This is a genomic window from Vibrio marinisediminis, assembly GCF_014050145.1.
GTDB lineage: Bacteria > Pseudomonadota > Gammaproteobacteria > Enterobacterales > Vibrionaceae > Vibrio > Vibrio marinisediminis.
In genome coordinates, this window is sequence record NZ_JACFYF010000006.1 from 1 (window position 1) to 17,790 (window position 17,790).

The 17,790-nt window shown below is 41.9% G+C and carries 13 protein-coding genes; 2 read left to right on the plus strand and 11 right to left on the minus strand.

All coding sequences use genetic code 11. The annotated features are described in order from the left end of the window. Positions 1-48: 48 nt before the first annotated feature. From H2O73_RS11120 to matP, 3 genes are all read right to left on the minus strand, one after another. Positions 49-291, minus strand: a complete 243-nt coding sequence (locus H2O73_RS11120) for a DUF3693 domain-containing protein (protein ID WP_182108922.1) — start codon at positions 289-291, stop codon at positions 49-51. 710 nt (positions 292-1,001) lie between these two features. Next, positions 1,002-1,313: a DUF3634 family protein gene (locus H2O73_RS11125; RefSeq protein ID WP_182108923.1), complete on the minus strand. Its 312-nt coding sequence runs from the start codon at positions 1,311-1,313 to the stop codon at positions 1,002-1,004. A 12-nt stretch (positions 1,314-1,325) separates the two neighbouring features. Then, on the minus strand, positions 1,326-1,775 hold the full coding sequence (gene matP, locus H2O73_RS11130) for a macrodomain Ter protein MatP (RefSeq protein WP_182108924.1): 450 nt from the start codon (positions 1,773-1,775) through the stop codon (positions 1,326-1,328). 183 nt (positions 1,776-1,958) lie between these two features. Between matP and H2O73_RS11135 the strand changes: the two genes are divergently transcribed. Then, positions 1,959-3,605, plus strand: coding sequence for an AAA family ATPase (locus H2O73_RS11135; protein WP_182108925.1), 1,647 nt, complete (start codon positions 1,959-1,961; stop codon positions 3,603-3,605). A gap of 70 nt (positions 3,606-3,675) precedes the next feature. Continuing rightward, the gene (fabA, locus tag H2O73_RS11140; protein ID WP_182108926.1) at positions 3,676-4,194 is read left to right on the plus strand and encodes a bifunctional 3-hydroxydecanoyl-ACP dehydratase/trans-2-decenoyl-ACP isomerase; all 519 of its coding nucleotides are present in this window, start codon (positions 3,676-3,678) and stop codon (positions 4,192-4,194) included. 132 nt (positions 4,195-4,326) lie between these two features. On the opposite strand, the gene rmf is transcribed toward fabA, so the two are convergent. From rmf to H2O73_RS11180, 8 genes are all read right to left on the minus strand, one after another. After that, a complete protein-coding gene (gene rmf, locus H2O73_RS11145) occupies positions 4,327-4,500 on the minus strand; it encodes a ribosome modulation factor (protein ID WP_182108927.1) in 174 nt (57 codons plus the stop codon). A gap of 167 nt (positions 4,501-4,667) precedes the next feature. Next, positions 4,668-6,320 (minus strand): DUF3466 family protein, encoded by a 1,653-nt coding sequence (locus tag H2O73_RS11150; RefSeq protein WP_182108928.1) that lies wholly within the window; start codon positions 6,318-6,320, stop codon positions 4,668-4,670. A 7-nt stretch (positions 6,321-6,327) separates the two neighbouring features. Continuing rightward, positions 6,328-8,244 carry an ABC transporter ATP-binding protein gene (locus H2O73_RS11155; RefSeq protein ID WP_182108929.1) on the minus strand — a complete coding sequence of 639 codons (1,917 nt, stop codon included), beginning with the start codon at positions 8,242-8,244 and terminating at the stop codon, positions 6,328-6,330. Beyond that, positions 8,222-8,464: a glutaredoxin family protein gene (locus H2O73_RS11160; RefSeq protein ID WP_182108930.1), complete on the minus strand. Its 243-nt coding sequence runs from the start codon at positions 8,462-8,464 to the stop codon at positions 8,222-8,224. The genes H2O73_RS11155 and H2O73_RS11160 overlap by 23 nt, the downstream gene beginning before the upstream one ends. 12 nt (positions 8,465-8,476) lie before the next feature. Beyond that, the gene (gene rlmKL, locus H2O73_RS11165; RefSeq protein WP_182108931.1) at positions 8,477-10,600 is read right to left on the minus strand and encodes a bifunctional 23S rRNA (guanine(2069)-N(7))-methyltransferase RlmK/23S rRNA (guanine(2445)-N(2))-methyltransferase RlmL; all 2,124 of its coding nucleotides are present in this window, start codon (positions 10,598-10,600) and stop codon (positions 8,477-8,479) included. Positions 10,601-11,055: 455 nt separating this feature from the next. Beyond that, on the minus strand, positions 11,056-11,601 hold the full coding sequence (locus tag H2O73_RS11170; RefSeq protein WP_182108932.1) for a cell division protein ZapC: 546 nt from the start codon (positions 11,599-11,601) through the stop codon (positions 11,056-11,058). A gap of 172 nt (positions 11,602-11,773) precedes the next feature. Then, positions 11,774-12,784, minus strand: a complete 1,011-nt coding sequence (gene pyrD / locus H2O73_RS11175) for a quinone-dependent dihydroorotate dehydrogenase (RefSeq protein WP_182108933.1) — start codon at positions 12,782-12,784, stop codon at positions 11,774-11,776. A 46-nt stretch (positions 12,785-12,830) separates the two neighbouring features. Continuing rightward, positions 12,831-17,672 carry an NAD-glutamate dehydrogenase gene (locus tag H2O73_RS11180; RefSeq protein ID WP_182108934.1) on the minus strand — a complete coding sequence of 1,614 codons (4,842 nt, stop codon included), beginning with the start codon at positions 17,670-17,672 and terminating at the stop codon, positions 12,831-12,833. Positions 17,673-17,790 lie beyond the last annotated feature (118 nt).

Consider the following 17,790-nt stretch of genomic DNA (forward strand, 5'->3'; position numbering starts at 1 on the left):
TTTCTTCTGAGCTTTAGGACATTTTAACTTGGTAAGAAATGAGTCATTTTAAAATGGGATAAACATGGCTAGGGCTTCTTTAGGGGTGTAAAACACTGATGCTAATGCGCCGCTAGTCATTGATATGCTTGATAATCCTAACCCGTCATACTTTTTTGCAATGTTCGCCCAGATGGCTTGCTCTTGTGGTGTCTTAACGCGATCAGCCGCTAAACCTATCAAAACAGATTCTTTGTCTTCTCCAAGTTCATCCGCAATCATAAGTGCCAGATTTTCTTGAGAAATGGTCATTCTCTTTTCCAAATCATTTTTCAGGTTTGAATGCTTGCATGCTCATCTTTGATAGATTGATGCTACTAATTTACACATAGAAAATGTCTCGCTAATTGCTGTCTATGATAGCTTTATCAAACATTCGTTAGCTGTCCTTCGTTTCTATGTTATTCGCATATCCAACATGCTCAATGCCTGTGACCATTTCCTGCCTTACTGACGATGTTGCTCAGTTGAATTTGTTTCTACACTTATGGTGTAATAATTTCTTGAATGGCAGATTGTTACCGCGTCACGCAGGCCACGAGCTTCGCGGTTCTACTTTGATACGTGTATTCGGAGTATTTTTTCAGTGTTTGTGTAGCGAAATGGTTTGTTCAACTTTATCGCTTTTTTCGAAGCTTTACAGAGCTTGTAGTCACCTGATGTTTTCACTCTACTGACATACGCTGTTTTACCTTTGTACTTCATGTAAATGTATACATTACAAAATCCGACTAAATGCTCTTCGCCATTAATATCCTTGAGAACGTTAGCTTTGATTTTTTCTGCAATAGGATTGAATTCTGCGTCGTCAGCGGACCAGGAATAAAATGAAAAGACGAAAAGTAGTAAAAATAGTCGCATAGCGCACCTCCTCATTTAACATAATGGTGTCTAAACCAAATGTAAAAGGCGGTGCTGCTAGCAGGAATGAATAACAAGGTTTACTGCAATTGAGCAGTTTATTAGCCAGTTTTTTTACCTGATTTCGACGTAAAACCTTGATGTGGAAATACGTTGCGAATGCGCTGTTGGACTTTTTTGGGGATTTGTTTTGAGAATGCTAACTTAGGACCTGTTCGAAGCTGGTACACCTTTAATTCACCATCGAACGGTGTACGCTCACCGATTTCCTGTAGATTTTGCTGAAATTTAGCAGGAAAGCGCCCTTTTGATTTTTCTATATGCCCTTGTTTAAAGCAGACTTTGAGCACTGGTCTATCAACTGCAACCAGCCAAAAAATCACAAGTGCGGCAATGATAATGACATATAGCATATTCAATGTTCCTTAATCAGATAGCAATTTGCTTAAGTCTTCTTTTAAACTTGAAACGGTTTTTGATGCTTTTTCGCTTCTAGAAGCTTCAGATAATAAATACTCAATGGCATCAGATAACGTACAACCGAGTTCATTGGCTCGATATGATAGTTTCTCCCAAACGCGATAATCTAAATCAATCGATTTCTTTTTGGTGTGAATTTGTTCTGCGTTAAAGTGGCGTTTTCTTTTTGCTCGGATCGCTTGTTTAAGTTTGTTATCCAGTTCGAGCGCTATGTTCTCTTCGATCCATTCCAGTACTTTGGTCGGTTCATGCTCGAGTTGACGTAAGCTGTCGACAGCGGATTTATCTTCACTGCTATCAATATGGCGAGTGATCTTTTCACCTTCTTTCCATTTTTTAATTAGATACTTCCATTTCCAACCACATTCTAAGTTTTCAAGCTGTTGATATTTCATTTTATATAACCCATTAGCATCCTAGTGACAGCGTAACCCAAACAAATAAAGTTGACAATCGACAACGACTTAAATATCGACTCAGATCGAGTATCTGTTTCCAACGATTTTAATATATAAGCTATAAGCAAGGTGACTTTTCCTATATAATTTGTCACCTTTTTGCATAAATGAATGTCTCAAATGATCCAGGAACAATGGCAAGCTGTCACCCCGCAATATAATGAATATGACCAAGCCATCAACAATATACACTCTCAGCCCTGTGTTGATTTCGCTACAGCTCAGCCTCGTCTCACAAAGACAATTGAGACATTCACGTCAATAAAAGGTTTAAATCGCCTACTTGTCTTAAATTCGCCTGATAACGCATTTTATCGTCAACATATCAAGCAAGTCGTTACCGATAAGTCCCACAATGCTGTTGTAGTCACGAGTGAATCCATTGATATTAAAGTGCTGTTTGGCGCTTATGGTGTTGATAAAGAAGGCAACGTAACGCAACGCCGCGAAGGCTTAATTGAGAAAGCACACAACGGCTTTATTGTCTTACCCGTGAATGCGCTGCTCGCAAATCCTGCTGGTTGGCTTATGCTAAAAGCCGCCCTTATTACCGGCGATGCTAACCCTATTAATATTAACCAAACTCGCTTAGCGGTCGAAGAACCTCGCTATCAAACCAATGTAAAAGTGATACTAGTTGGTGACCGTGACCAGATAGCCGAGTTTGAGTACTTAGAGCCCGATATTTATAACGGCTTTGCACTGTATAGTGAAGTTGAGTTAGAACTTGGTTTAAACGCTGCAACAATCGACCAATACTTAGGGCATCTCAATTGGATAACCGATGGAAATGAGTTACCTAGACTCACACCCAATGCAATCCATCGATTGATGGTAGCAGGTGCACGCCAAACAGAAGATCAACGTTATATGCCACTTGATATCATGTGGTATCTAACTATTTTCCATGAAGCCGTTGTGCTGTCGAATCATTCAGAGCTTAATGAGCATGATATTGATGCGGCTTTTGATGCAAAATACTACCGCGAAGCATATTTGCCTGAACGTGCACGTTCCGACATCCTTGATGGTCAAGTTATCATTGAAACGCAAGGCGAATGTGTTGGTCAGGTTAATGGCTTAACGGTTATCGATGTGTCCGGGCATCCTCAATCATATGGCGAACCAGCGAGAATTTCTTGTGTTATCCACTTTGGTGATGGTGACATTTCAGATGTGGAACGCAAAGCTGAGCTGGGCGGCAATCTTCATGCTAAAGGTATGATGATTATGCAAGCGTTTGTCGCTAGTGCCTTAAAATTGGATGAGCCTTTACCCTACTCTGCTTCGGTTGTTTTTGAACAGTCATACTGTGAAGTGGATGGTGACAGCGCCACTTTAGCAGAGTTGTGTTCTTTTGTTAGTGCACTCTCTGAATACCCGATCAATCAACAAATCGCGGTAACTGGTGCTGTTGACCAATTTGGTCGAGTTCAAGCTGTCGGTGGTTTGAATGAGAAAATTGAAGGCTTCTACCATGTCTGTAAGCACCAAGGTTTTACAGGCAAACAAGGCGTCATCTTACCTAAAACCAATTTAAAACACCTAGCGCTTCACAAAGATGTGGTAGAAAGCATTAAGAATAACGAATTTCATATATGGTCGGTTGAAACTGTAGACCAAGCGATTCCAATCATTATGGGCAAGCCGTTCCGTGGTGACGATGAAACAAGCGTTATCAGTAAAATCGCGGAACGTATTGAAAACTTTGAAAGACACGAACAGCGCGAATCAATAATTGAACGTGTGAGAAACTGGTTTAACTAGCACTCATCGGACTTGTTTGGTGTACACGTGTTCTCTAATATGCGGCTATCAAAAATTGGAGTAATTGATAATGCAAAACAAACGTGAATCATATAATCGCGACGATCTAATCGCCTCTAGCCAAGGCAAACTATTTGGTGAAGGATACCCTCAACTACCAGCACCTAATATGTTGATGATGGACCGCATTGCAAAAATGTCAGAAACTGAAGGTGACTTTGGTAAAGGTCTTATCTTAGCTGAGTTAGACATTACTCCGGACTTGTGGTTCTTTGATTGCCACTTTCCAGGTGACCCTGTAATGCCTGGTTGTTTAGGTTTGGATGCGATGTGGCAACTTGTTGGTTTCTTCCTAGGTTGGGTTGGCGGAAAAGGAAAAGGCCGCGCACTTGGTGTTGGTGAAGTTAAATTCACAGGTCAGATTCTACCTACTGCGAAGAAAGTGACGTATGAAATTCATATGAAGCGTGTGGTTAACCGCAAGCTTGTTATGGGTCTTGCTGATGGTCGAGTACTGGTAGACGGCAAAGAAATCTATGTTGCTAAAGACTTAAAAGTGGGTCTTTTCCAAGATACTTCTTCATTTTAAGTTATGATTTTATGTAAGCGACTCGGTTGAGTCGTTTATTTTTATTAAGGTCATTTAGTTATAGTGCATTAAAGTGCTATTATAAAGCCCCTTTCGGGGCTCGTTTCCTTATGCTGTATGTGAAGAGAATAACTACTTATACAGACCAGATGTTTTATCTTCTCTGGCATCACGCCAACCACCGAGCCAATATGAACGAACGTCCATCTGCTGGTATGGACATGCTTCTGTTGAGCGTCCATTGAGTCCAGCTTTGTAACCTTGTGATTGTGCTCGTTCTAGGCGGTCACGCTTTTGTCTCTTCATAGTGTCGTCCTCATACAATTCAGGGGGTGTCTAAGTACTACTATTAAAATAATGTGGCGCTTTTATGACTCCACCATTAAAGAATCGAACAAAACTTCACCTTTCTCAAGCAAAAAAAAAGGCACGCACTCAAAACTGTGAGCCCGTGCCCTAGTTTACAATTTTGTCTATTGCTTACGTCTAAAACCTAACAGAGCTAACAGACCTAGCGCTAACCAGCCCAAAGAGCCGCCTTGACGCTCGACTTTGACTTGGTCTACAGGTCGAGGTTGGATAGTTCCACCTTGAATTGGTATCAGTTTCACGGCTACCAGTTTTTCCGAACCGGTAGCGCCACCATTACAAGTTGAGTTAATAGCTTGTGTATCATAGCCACCGGCACAAAAGAGTGCGGTGCCGGAAATGACGCTTGCGTCATTAATGTCGGTGGCGTTTATAATGCGGTATTGATTATTATCAGTAAGTGCATCTGAACCCGATGTGAGGTCGTCTAAATAGTAAGCACTGTTTTTAAATGGTGCCTTAGAGATTGTTTTATCACTAATTACGGTAACAAATGCCCGTTTAGCTCTTGGTGAAGAACTACCAACTTCTTTGTGTTGTTGATAGTCAATCTCACCAACGACCTCATTTAGATTATTTATAGCACCAGCCTTACCATTAGCGCTCTGGAAAAAGATACTTCCACTAAACGGCGTGCTAGATAAGGTGCCAGCTGTGATATCAGGTACATAAAATAGACTATTAGAATAGGAGCCGTTATTATTGACTCTATATTTTACACTACCAATAGCGACTTTATTGTCATTTACTGATGTAAGAATCGAATGAGCATATTTCTCATCGTCTGTATAAGGAGTAACATACTTGGTATTAGCGTTTGCTATGTCAGACATATCCCCAAGTTCAAAAACGGCTGCAACCGACAATTCTTTATCTGTTGAATTATAACCTACCGCAAAATAGTCTCCCGAATGAATAATATCTCGAGCGCCTCCTTGTGGAACGACCCGATTACTATGTGAACTACTCGCTCCATCAGACCACTTAATCTCAGAGACTGTCGCACTATTCCCATCACCAATCCAGACGGCTGCTTTTGAGCTACTATCATTTGGATCGCGTGCGTTCTCCCGTGAAATGCTACCTACGGTGTAGTTACCAAGCCTTTTCCACGCATGAGATGCACGAAAATCACTCATATCACTCGGTTTGCTTAATAATGCTGAATCGCTAAATGCTACATTTCTATAAGCATCACCATCTCTGTGATTACCGGTTACTTTACCAGTCGTCGGATCAATGTAATTGACTACTAGGTTGTCACCTGAGATGGAAAAAGAACCCGTACTTAAGGAACTGTTTAAATTTGTGTAATCTTTATCTAATATTTCTAATGTATAGCCTGCAGATTGCTCCTTTGCCCAATTGTCTTTGCAGTAGTCAGCATCGTATCTTAGGTAATCATTACAATAGCTCGTAAATCCATCGATGATTTTATCTTCAGTCGGTGAATCATCGAAATCAAGATAATAATAGCCTTTATTGAGCAAAAAAGGGGACTCGTCGCGGTAACTAAAGCCCTCCTCGTTTTTCTTTGTTTCCATTGTAATGACAAAACTGTTCACGGTAGCATCGCTGTCATTACAATTAGTCGCTGACCAACAATCTGATGCGTCGGGCTTAACAGCTACACCATATGTATGAATGTCTGTCCCTTCAGGTGCATAATGATAGACATTATAAAGCGCCGCGTTTGCGCCAAAAGAGGCTAAAATTGTGGCTGTGACTGCCGATAATTTAAAAAGGTTACATCTCATTTTATTATTAACTTTCCTGTTGCATTGCTTCTAGCTCTTCCCAGCGTTCGAAAGCAACTTCAAGCTCCTGCTCTACTGCAGACAGCTTATCTAATACGGGTTGAGTTTTATCAACGGGTTGATTAAAGAAATCAGCGCTATTCACCAACTCCTGCAGCGAATCAATTTCTGCCTCTAGTTGTTCTAGTTTCGCTGGCAACTCTTCTAGTTCGCGCTGTAGTTTATAGGATAACTTCTTCGGCTTTCCTTTCACTGGTGCGGTTTTGAGAGGTGCCTCAACTACAGCTTTCTCTTTTGCTGGTTTTTCAACCGCACGAGTCTGCTTAACTTGAGAGCGTTGTTGCTGCGCATCGTGATAACCACCAACAAATTCTTCGATTAATCCGTTACCTTCGAAAATCCAACTGGTCATCACTGTATTATCAACAAACTGACGATCGTGGCTCACTAATAAAAGTGTACCCTGGTAGTTGGCAAGTAATTCTTCTAAAAGTTCCAATGTTTCGATATCTAAATCGTTGGTTGGTTCATCAAGTACCAGCAAGTTATTAGAACGCAGGAAAATTCGAGCAAGTAGCAGACGGTTTTTTTCACCACCAGAAAGTGCTTTTACAGGCGTGCGTGAACGTTGAGGAGCAAATAAGAAGTCTTGTAAATAACTCAATGCATGGCGCATACGACCATTAACCATCACCTCTTGTTTGCCATCGGCCAGGTTATCAATTACAGACTTCTCTGGATCTAACGCTTCGCGATATTGGTCAAAATACGCTACTTCTAACTTAGTGCCACAATGCAAGCGTCCTGAATCTGGCTGCAAGTCGCCAAGTAGCAATTTAAGAAGTGTACTCTTACCACAGCCATTAGGACCGATAAGAGCAATTCTATCACCGCGCATTACATTGAAAGAAAAATCAGAAACGATTTGCTGCCCGTCAATGGCATAGTGAAGATTCTGAGCTTCAAAAATGATCTTACCTGAGCGGTTAGCATCATCAATTTGAAGGTTTACTTTGCCCTGCACCTCGCGGCGATCTTGGCGCTCTTCACGCAGCTTCTCAAGTGAACGAACTCGACCTTCATTACGTGTACGACGAGCTTTAATGCCTTGACGAATCCACACTTCTTCTTGAGCAAGCTTTTTGTCAAACTCTGCGTTTTGCATATCTTCAACACGCAATGCTTCTTCTTTATCAACCAAGTATTGATCGTAGTTACCTGGGAAAGACGATAATTTACCGCGATCAAGGTCAACGATGCGAGTAGCCATGGATTTGATAAAGGTACGGTCGTGCGAGATGAAAATAATTGAACCTCTAAAGTCTTTCAAAAAGCCTTCTAGCCACTCAATTGTCGTTACATCAAGGTGGTTGGTTGGTTCATCTAACAACAAAACATCAGGGTCACGAACCAATGCACGAGCCAACGCCGCTTTACGTTGCCAACCGCCAGACAAATCAGTCAGTTTTGTGTGTCCATCAAGCTTTAAAGCGGTCAAAACGTTATTAATACGGTCTTCAAATCGCCACGCACCCGAGTGATCAAGTTGCTCCTGAACACGAGCCAACTTGTTAATGTTCTTCTCACTTGGGTCAATCGCAATGAGATCCAACTGATCTTGATAGATCTTAAGCTGTTCACCCACTTCAGCTAAACCAGCTGAAACATAATCGAATACAGTGCCTTCTTGGTTACGTGGTGGATCTTGTTCCAAGCGAGAAATAACCACATCTTGAGTAACGGTCAACTTACCGTCATCCATGATGACTTCACCAGCCAACACTTTCATCAATGTCGACTTACCCGCACCATTGCGCCCAACCAAACAAACTCGTTCATTTTCTTGTAATGCGAAATCGACGTTATCTAACAGCGGGTGATCGCCAAAGCCTAGAAGGCCGTTATTTATGGTAAGTAATGCCATTGTCTTTTAACCAAATCTGTAATTGATGCAATTCAAAGGGCCAATTTAACTCGCTTTCGCCATAAGCTAAAACTGGGATTGTGACGCCGTAACGAGAAAAGAGTTCGTCATCAAAAGCAATGTCGACCACTTCGATTGGGAGTGAAATGTGTAATTGTTGCGTTAAAGCCAGTGCCATCTCACAGAGATGGCACCCTTCCGTGCTATATAGGGTAATCAAGAATCCCGTCCATTAACCTTTATGAGTGACAAGCCAACAGTTATGGATGTGTTTGTTGCGAGAGAAATCCAAAGGTAAAGTTTGTGAAGAAATATTCTTCGCTTCCAAACCAAGCTCATCCAACGCTTCCATATCCATCTTGAAGTGGCGCTTGTTGTTAGAAAACACAACAGTACCTTGCGGTTTCAATAATCGTTTTAAACTACGCATCAATTGAATATGATCACGTTGAACATCAAAACTCTGTTCCATACGCTTCGAGTTTGAGAACGTCGGTGGATCAATAAAGATTAGATCATAGCTACCATTTGCTTTCTCTAACCACTGTAGGCAATCAGCCTGCTCGTATTGATGTTGACGACCTACTTGCCCGTTTAATTGCATGTTCTCTTTTGCCCACTCAAGATACGTATTTGACATATCGACTGTCGTGGTTGAACGTGCGCCGCCGCAAGCTGCATGTACTGTTGCAGAACCGGTATAAGCAAATAGATTTAAGAAGTCTTTGCCTGCAGCCATTTGACCTAAACGACGACGGGTAAGTTTGTGATCTAAGAATAAGCCAGTATCAAGATAATCTTGTAAGTTAACAATTAACTGAACCCCGTACTCATTCACCTGCAATTTTTCAGACTGCTGAGCCAGTTTTTGATATTGAGAGCGACCTTTTTGCTTTTCACGTGTCTTCAACACCACTTTATTCGCTTCAATACCGGTTACTTGAATAGCAGCACGAATGATGTCGGTTAGACGACGTTTGGTCTTCTCTTCGGCAATTTCTTTTGGTGCGGCGTATTCTTGAATAACGAGGTTATCAAGATAAATATCAATCGCTACATTGTACTCAGGCAAATCGGCATCATAGATGCGGTAGCAATCAAGCTCCTCTTTGCGCGCCCACTTGCCAATTTTACCGATATTCTTTTTCAAACGGTTAGCAAAATCAGGGGCTACTTGAGATTGTGTGACATTGTCACTAGAGCTTTCAATGCTACGAGCAGAGATCTGGTAGTTCTTTTGGTGACACGGTAACGCACCATTGTTCAATTTAAACTGCTTGTCGGCACGCATACGCAGGCAGCTAAGCAATTCATCAGAGCTTGAGAAAATAGAGGCATGGCAGCCACCAAACTCTGATTTTAGTTGCGCACCGAATGCAGTGTATAACGCGATCAAGCCAGGCTCTGTACCTAAACGCTCACCGTAAGGTGGGTTACATACAATCACACCATCAACAAACGATTCAGGACGCTTAATTAACGCGGCGTCACCAACAGAGAAGGTAATTAACTCTTCAACACCAGCACGACGTGCATTGTCTCGTGCCGTTTTAATAATTCGCTCATCATTGTCGAAACCGAAGAATTTTGCGTCAACTTTTTTGACGCCACGACGAGCCTGAACCGCCGCTTCCGATTTTACTTCAGCCCACAATTCAGCGTCGAAATCTTCAAGAACTTCAAAGCCCCAAGACTTACGCTTTACACCTGGTGCTACGTTCGCAGCCATCATTGCCGCTTCAATAACTAGCGTACCTGAACCACACATTGGATCTAAGAAGTTCTTAGTTGTATCCCAACCACTGCGAAGAATCACCGCAGCAGCAAGGGTTTCACGCAATGGTGCCTTACCCGCTAACTCTCTGTAGCCACGTTGGTGCAAACCACCACCAACCATATCAATACCAAGCAGTGCTTTGTCTTTATGAAGGCGGACATGAATGCGAAGATCGGCAAGATCTTTACTGATCGAAGGGCGTGGTAGGTTCTTCTTAGTAAAACAGTCTACCACTGCATCTTTGACTTTCATCGCGCCGTATTGGCTATTGCGAATCTCTTGGTTAGTACCATTAAAATCAACCACAAACTTTTTCGAGCTATGGAATTGATTAACCCAGTTAACCGCAGACGCCGCAAGATAAAGGTCCATATCATCTTGGCAGGTAAATTCAGACAAGATACGGACAAAACGGGAAGCCAAACGGCTCCATAAACAACAACGATAGATTTGCTCATTCGTCGCTTTGAACTTTACCCCAGCCTGTACAGGTTTAGCGTCGGTAATGCCTAGTTTTGTTAGTTCTTCTGCTAACAGGTTCTCTAACCCGTTTGAAGTTACTGCAAGATATTGATGCATAGTGCTCTAGTGTTCTTAATAAATGACCCCGCATTATACCTGACCCGCAGCATATTTCGTTAATTGAATCTCACTTTTCTCGCTCAGAAACCGTTATTTGGCGATCAAACAACCAAATCCATCTTTGCCTAGCAAGCGAGTAAAAACCGCAATGATTAACCAGAAAATCGCATCATTAGCGATAGTGAATACTTATTCACCATAATTTTGGTCTATACCAGACGTTCATTTTGCGTGTAATTTAGTTACAGATTGGGGCTAATAGAGGAATTCTGCCCTAATATCGGTATTGATATGGGAAATTAATTGAACAAAATTTAATTAGTTCGTTGTGATTTTGTCGGATGAATCACATGCAACTAGAGTTTGAATTTATCGACTGATGGAATTTAAGGCAAAAAAAAGCCAGCACTTAGGCTGGCGGGAAATGAATAAACAGGAACGAAACTTTAAAATTAGCCTACCAATCTCATAGGCTGAGTAAGGAAACAATGATTGATGATTTGCATTCTGTCATGCATCACTTTGATAGCTTCACCAAAGTTGAGAGCTTTACTGCCATTTAGATTAAACTCGTCCAAATTAATTGACGCACACAAGCTGGCGGACTCTCCTACTTCCAACACAATAAATACGCCATCACCATGGGCATTTTCGAGTTTAACGAAGTCACCTTCTATTGGGATTAAGGAACCATCAGATAAGCTATCAAAAAACCAACTCTTTGGTTGAACTGGCTTATGGAATCTCTTTGCTGCTACACAGTAGAGCGCAAGCTCTGCTTGGCGAGGTTCAGATAAATCGAGATGCGAAATCTGCTCTTTATAAGTTTGGAATGCTGAAGCATCATCAACGGTAAACTCGTTAATGCCTACTGCGCATTCTACAATCAATTTTTTTGCAAGATTTGTCTTGAAAACCATGTCATTGCCTAAATCCAACATCAAATGCTGGTTTGCATCATCATAGTACCAAGTCCATTTGTCGCTGGGTTTAAGCATCAATCCGATCTCTTTCTATAAGTGAATATAGGTAAAACGCTTAATTACCTTTCCCTCTTTATGCGAAAGTGTATGCACTACGATCGAAAAAAAAAGAGGAAATGAATTATCATTCCCTCTTTAAAATACAATAGATTAGTCTAACTTTTCATTGTGACAGCGTCACCTGAAGTTAGATATTTTTGACAATCTCTTTTACCAACCCTGGACCGTGGTAAATAAAACCAGAATAGACCTGAACTAACTTTGCTCCCGCCATCATCTTCTCTTTCGCAGCAACATATGAATCTATGCCACCTACTCCGATGATTGGTAGCTTGTCACCAAGCTCTTCATATAGACGACGAACAACTTCAGTACTGCGCAATTGAACCGGACGTCCACTTAAACCACCCGCTTCGTTGGCATGTTTCATACCTTCAACGATCGAACGATCCAAAGTCGTGTTAGTCGCGATCACACCATCGATACGATATTTGATCAAAGATTGGCAAATTTGGCTAATTTCATCATCACTCAAATCAGGCGCAATCTTTAGCGCCAAAGGTACATACTTGCCGTACTTCTCATTTAGCTCTGATTGTTTCGTTTTCAGTTCAGACAACAACTCGTCTAGTGCTTCACCATATTGAAGAGTACGTAATCCTGGAGTATTTGGTGATGAAATATTAACAGCAATGTATCCTGCGTATTCATATACCTTCTCCATACAGATCAAATAGTCTTCTGTACCCTTTTCAATTGGCGTATCTTTGTTTTTGCCAATGTTAATGCCAAGTACGCAATCAAATTTTGCCTTCTTAACATTATCAATCAGATTATCAACACCTAAATTGTTGAAACCCATTCGGTTGATGATCCCATCAGCTTCTAGCAAACGAAACAAACGTGGTTTGTCATTGCCTGATTGAGGGCGAGGAGTCACAGTGCCGACCTCGACAAATCCAAATCCCATTGCATCAAACGCTTCAATACACTCACCATTTTTATCCATACCAGCAGCAAGACCCACTGGGTTACGGAAAGTGATGCCCATACATTCAACTGGACGGTGCGGAAGTTGTTGACGGTAGAAGAGATCAAGAGGAGTGCCGTTAAAGCGCTTGAAATTTTGAATTGCTAAATCATGTGCCTTTTCGGCATCAAGTTGGAAAAAGCCAGTCCTGGCTAGACGGTAAAGCATTCTGCCTCCGATAGAAAAAAGCCCCGTGTAAACGGGGCGATATTATTTACTCATTTGCAGAACAATTCAAATTTAAAAGCATCAATTCGCGTAGTGCGACAGAGAATTTTGCAAATTCATGCACAGATCCCACTTTGAACTCATTTAAAATGCTTTCCCATCGATGGAGAGAGACATTATTTGTTGCTATCCAATCTTCAAGAGCTTGTATTACATCCACTTGTTCAGGGTGGCATCCGCAACTTAAAACTTGAGCAGTGAGTAAACGTTGCTGCCAATCCAGATCTTCTCGGAATGCCGCACGGGCTAAAGCTTGCCAATGATTATCCACCGCTTGAGTGTTAATTTGATTCAAGAACCAGTGCAGTGAAAGTCGATCACCTAAACTAAAGTAAAGCTGAGCGGTTTTTTCAACACTGATGCCCTTTTCTTTAGATACTGTAGATATATCCAGTACTGAGTATAAGCTCGATAAACGTGCTATATAATTCGCCAACTCAGACGTAATACCTTGTTCAACCCAAGCTTGAGCTTGCTGATTGTGCTCTTCAACTTCAGAAGGCACTAACAATTGATCCAGTGAATTTTTCACTTTTTCAACATCGCCTTGATAGAGCTGAACAAGTGTTGCAACTGATTGTCGACCCGTTCTGTTACGTAATATCCATCGACTTAAGCGGCGAAGAGTACGGCGAACGGCAAACATCATGTCATATTGTGCTGTGGTATGCGCAATATTATCCAGTTCTCTTAGTTGTTCAAGGACAGTCCTTAGACCAAAAATTTCTCGGGATGCCGCGTAGGCATTGGCAATATCAACCACACTAGCGCCGGTTTCTTCTTGAAGACGGGTTACAAAATTGCATCCCATCTCGTTAACCATTTGATTTGCTAGGGCTGTTGCTATAATTTCACGGCGAAGAGGATGATTAACCATTTGCTCAGAATAGTTACCGCGTAACTTGCTTGGGAAATAGTAAACCAACTGTTGAGCATGGAATTCATCATTAGCGATATCATCATGAACCAGTTGCTCTTTCAGAACCATTTTCCCGTAAGCGACCAAAACAGAAAGTTCCGGACGAGTGAGCCCCAGCCCCTGCTTCTCACGCTCAAGTAATGTTTCATCATCGGGTATGTATTCTAATACTCGATCTAAGTGCCCCGCTTTTTCCATCGCATGAATAAAACGGATTTGCTCTTTTACTAATGAGACACCTTGATAATCGGTCACTGAAATAGACTCGGCTTGGCAGTACGCATCATCAAGAACAATCTCGCCGACTTCATCTTCCATCGACTCTAAAATGGTATTTCTTTGCTTAACAGTAAGATCACCGTTTGCTACTAAGCCATTGAGGAAGATCTTAATGTTGACTTCATTATCTGAGCAGTCGACGCCACCTACATTATCAACAAAATCCGTATTAACTCGACCACCCGCCAGTGCGTATTCAATGCGTCCCAACTGTGTCATACCTAAGTTGCCACCTTCACCAACAACTTTGGCTTTCAGATCTCGTCCATCTATACGAAGTACATCATTTGCGCGGTCACCAACATCAGTATGAGTTTCTGTCGACGCCTTAACATATGTGCCGATCCCACCATTCCATAAAAGATCCACTTTCATTGATAGCAACATCTTTATAAGATCATTCGGCGCTAATGATGCCTTTTTAGTGCCTAGCATCTTTTGAATTTCGGGGGTCAGTACGATCGACTTAGCACGTCGTGGGAAAATTCCCCCGCCAGTCGAAATTAGTTCTTTATTGTAATCCTCCCAGCTTGAACGTGGAAGCTTAAACAAACGATCGCGCTCTTGCCAACTTGCTGCAGCATCTGGATTAGGGTCAATAAAGATGTGCATGTGGTTAAATGCCGCCACTAAACATGTATGTTTAGACAGTAGCATGCCATTACCAAACACATCACCCGCCATATCACCAATGCCTACCGTCGTGAAATCTGTGGTTTGGCAATTAACACCCATCTCGCGGAAGTGGCGTTTGACTGATTCCCAGCCACCTTTAGCCGTAATCCCCATCGCTTTATGGTCATAGCCATTTGAACCACCAGAAGCAAAGGCATCACCTAGCCAAAAGTTGTACTCAGCCGAAACAGAGTTGGCAAGATCTGAAAACGTTGCCGTCCCCTTGTCCGCAGCCACAACCAAATATGGATCATCGCCGTCATGGCGTACAACATTTTGTGGTGGTGAAACTTCGCCATCGACAATATTGTCAGAAACATCAAGTAAAGCGCGGATAAATCGCTGATAACAACGCTGCCCTTCGGCAAATATTTCATCACGGGAAGTGAGATTAGGCTGTCGCTTACAAACAAAACCACCTTTTGCGCCGACCGGCACGATAACGGTATTTTTAACTTGTTGCGCTTTCACTAAGCCTAATATTTCTGTACGAAAATCTTCTTGGCGATCTGACCAACGCAAACCACCACGAGCCACTTTACCACCGCGTAAATGCACCCCCTCAATGTCTGGTGCATAAACGAAAATCTCAAATGCCGGCACTGGTTGTGGAATCTCTGGAATGTCACTTGGTTTAAGCTTTAACGCCAACCAAGATTTTGATTGTTTGTTGTGATCTACCTGATAGTAGTTAGTGCGCAGCGTTGCCGTGATCATTTCCATATAACGACGAATAATTCGATCATCATCAAGGCTTTCTACCTGCTCCAGCTGTGCTGTGATCTTTGCAACTAATGTACTTTGACCTTTTTCACTACCACGTAATTTAGGATCAAAACGTTTAGTAAACAGCTGCACTAAATCACCCGCAATTTCGGGATGATGATTAAGTGTGTCTTCTATATATTGTTGACTAAACGGAAAACCGACTTGGCGCATGTATCGCGCGTAAGCACGCAGAATGGAAATTTCACGCCCGGTTAATGAAGCACCTAAAACAAGTCGATTAAAGCCATCGCTCTCTAATTCACCTTGCCAAATTGACGCAAACGCTTGTTGAAAACGATCTCGTGCTTCTCGGAGATCGACACTCTTATCGCTCTTGTGCAACATTGAAAAGTCTAAGATCCAATAGACTCTACCGTTGGCTTTACGGATCTCATAAGGAGATTCACCTATCACTCGTAAACCAAGGTTTTCAAGCATTGGCATCACATCAGATAGATGGATAGGCTCATCGCGATGATATAACTTGAACCGAACCGCTTTAGAATCACTGGCTAACTCTTGAGGTCTATAGAATAACATCCCCAATTTATTATCATCACTCAGCGCTTCTAATCGTTCTATATCCGCGACTGAAGATCCTGGGAGAACATCTTCCTTATATGATCTTGGGAAGGCACGCATGTACTCTTTTGAAAGTGGTAAACCTTTACTCTCACCAAAGTTTGCCACAATAGCGTCCGATAATCGGTCATCCCATGTTGAAGATGCTTCAACCAAATTCCGCTCAATCGTTTTAACATCAACATCCATATTATTGTTATCTACTCGCACAATATAATGTGTTCTCGCTAATGGGCTTTCTGAAAAATACGTCGTAAATTCAACTTCTTTATCACAGCCAAAGTACTGCTTAAGGATGCGTTGAGTTTGACGACGAAGTTCGGTGTTATAACGATCTTTGGTCACATACACCATACAACTAAAGAAGCGCCCAAATGGGTCTTTACGGACAAACAATCGCAACATGTCACGATCTTGCATTTGTACGACACCCATACCCACTTCTAGCAGTTCTTCTTCTCGAGCTTGCAGTAGTTCATCTCTCGGATAATTTTCAAGAATGTTATGCAACGCTTTATATGAGTACGAACCGCGTCGGTAACAGCTGGCCTCAAGAATTCGTTCTACTTTTTCACGAATAAGAGGAATGCCCCCGACACTTTGGTTATAAACAGCCGATGTATATAACCCGGTAAATCGATGCTCACCAACCACCTTGCCATGTTCGTCAAACTTTTTGATACCAATATAATCGGTATATGCAGGTCGATGGATCCGTGAAGCCGTATTGCCTTTGGTTACGATCAACAAGAACGGTTTTTCAGCCTCAAGTCGTGCCGAATCGGGGAAGTCTGATAGCTTTACTCGGCGCACATGCTTTGGATTGGAAAACAAACCCAACCCCTTCTCAGGCGTTGGTTTCAGTTCCATCTCTCCATTTTCGTTGATCAGATCATACTCTTTATAACCCATAAAGGTAAAATTATGATCACCTAACCAACGTAAGAACTTAATCGTCTCTTCATAGTGATCACGTTCGATCTCTATTTTGCCTTGCTGCTTCTCAACTTGATCGGTCACGAGCTTTAGCTTGTCGACCATAGGTATCCAATCAGCTACCACAAGTTGTGCGTCAGTAAGAATCGTGAAAATTTCATTTTTCAGCGAGGTCATTGCCTCTTTATCACTCAAGCGGTCGACTTCAACATGAAATATAGAGAGAAGATCCCCTTCACCACTATTAATGGCGCTAATCTCTTGTTTTTTATCACGCTCGATCTGAGTTGGACCATGCAACATCATGTGAGAAGCAAGATCGAGGCGAGTGAGTGCCATTTTAATAGAGTCGACTAGGAATGGGCTATCTGGCACCACAATTTCTACAATAGTATGGGTCGATTTCCAACCTTGCTTACTCACTGTAGGGTTAAAGACTCTAACTGAAATATCGTGTGGTTTTTTATCATTCAGGTGATGCCATAAACTGACGACAGCACCATATAAATCGGATTCGTTTCGCTCAATTAAATCATCATGCGCAATATTACTAAACAGATGTTGGGCGAGTTGGGTCACTAGAGGGCGTTGAGCAAGTTCGAGTTTGTCTTGAATTAGCTTATATACCTTTTCAAGTAGAACCGGCATTAGAGGTTCACGCACGGTCATAATCACACTCCACAATTAGAATTCTATTTTGTCGGGATGTCACAAGCACTATGTGTTGATGTAAGCATAGCGCTTAATCTTAATAATACTGTTTCATTGTATCGATTATGTTGATGAA

What these genes read in the sequence shown, in the direction of transcription:
- H2O73_RS11120 (WP_182108922.1), bottom strand. Translation starts at nt 291, where the DNA reads ATGACCATTTCTCAAGAAAATCTGGCACTTATGATTGCGGATGAACTT.
- H2O73_RS11125 (WP_182108923.1), bottom strand. Translation starts at nt 1,313, where the DNA reads ATGCTATATGTCATTATCATTGCCGCACTTGTGATTTTTTGGCTGGTT.
- matP (WP_182108924.1), bottom strand. Translation starts at nt 1,775, where the DNA reads ATGAAATATCAACAGCTTGAAAACTTAGAATGTGGTTGGAAATGGAAG.
- H2O73_RS11135 (WP_182108925.1), top strand. Translation starts at nt 1,959, where the DNA reads ATGATCCAGGAACAATGGCAAGCTGTCACCCCGCAATATAATGAATAT.
- fabA (WP_182108926.1), top strand. Translation starts at nt 3,676, where the DNA reads ATGCAAAACAAACGTGAATCATATAATCGCGACGATCTAATCGCCTCT.
- rmf (WP_182108927.1), bottom strand. Translation starts at nt 4,500, where the DNA reads ATGAAGAGACAAAAGCGTGACCGCCTAGAACGAGCACAATCACAAGGT.
- H2O73_RS11150 (WP_182108928.1), bottom strand. Translation starts at nt 6,320, where the DNA reads ATGAGATGTAACCTTTTTAAATTATCGGCAGTCACAGCCACAATTTTA.
- H2O73_RS11155 (WP_182108929.1), bottom strand. Translation starts at nt 8,244, where the DNA reads ATGGCATTACTTACCATAAATAACGGCCTTCTAGGCTTTGGCGATCAC.
- rlmKL (WP_182108931.1), bottom strand. Translation starts at nt 10,600, where the DNA reads ATGCATCAATATCTTGCAGTAACTTCAAACGGGTTAGAGAACCTGTTA.
- H2O73_RS11170 (WP_182108932.1), bottom strand. Translation starts at nt 11,601, where the DNA reads ATGCTTAAACCCAGCGACAAATGGACTTGGTACTATGATGATGCAAAC.
- pyrD (WP_182108933.1), bottom strand. Translation starts at nt 12,784, where the DNA reads ATGCTTTACCGTCTAGCCAGGACTGGCTTTTTCCAACTTGATGCCGAA.
- H2O73_RS11180 (WP_182108934.1), bottom strand. Translation starts at nt 17,672, where the DNA reads ATGACCGTGCGTGAACCTCTAATGCCGGTTCTACTTGAAAAGGTATAT.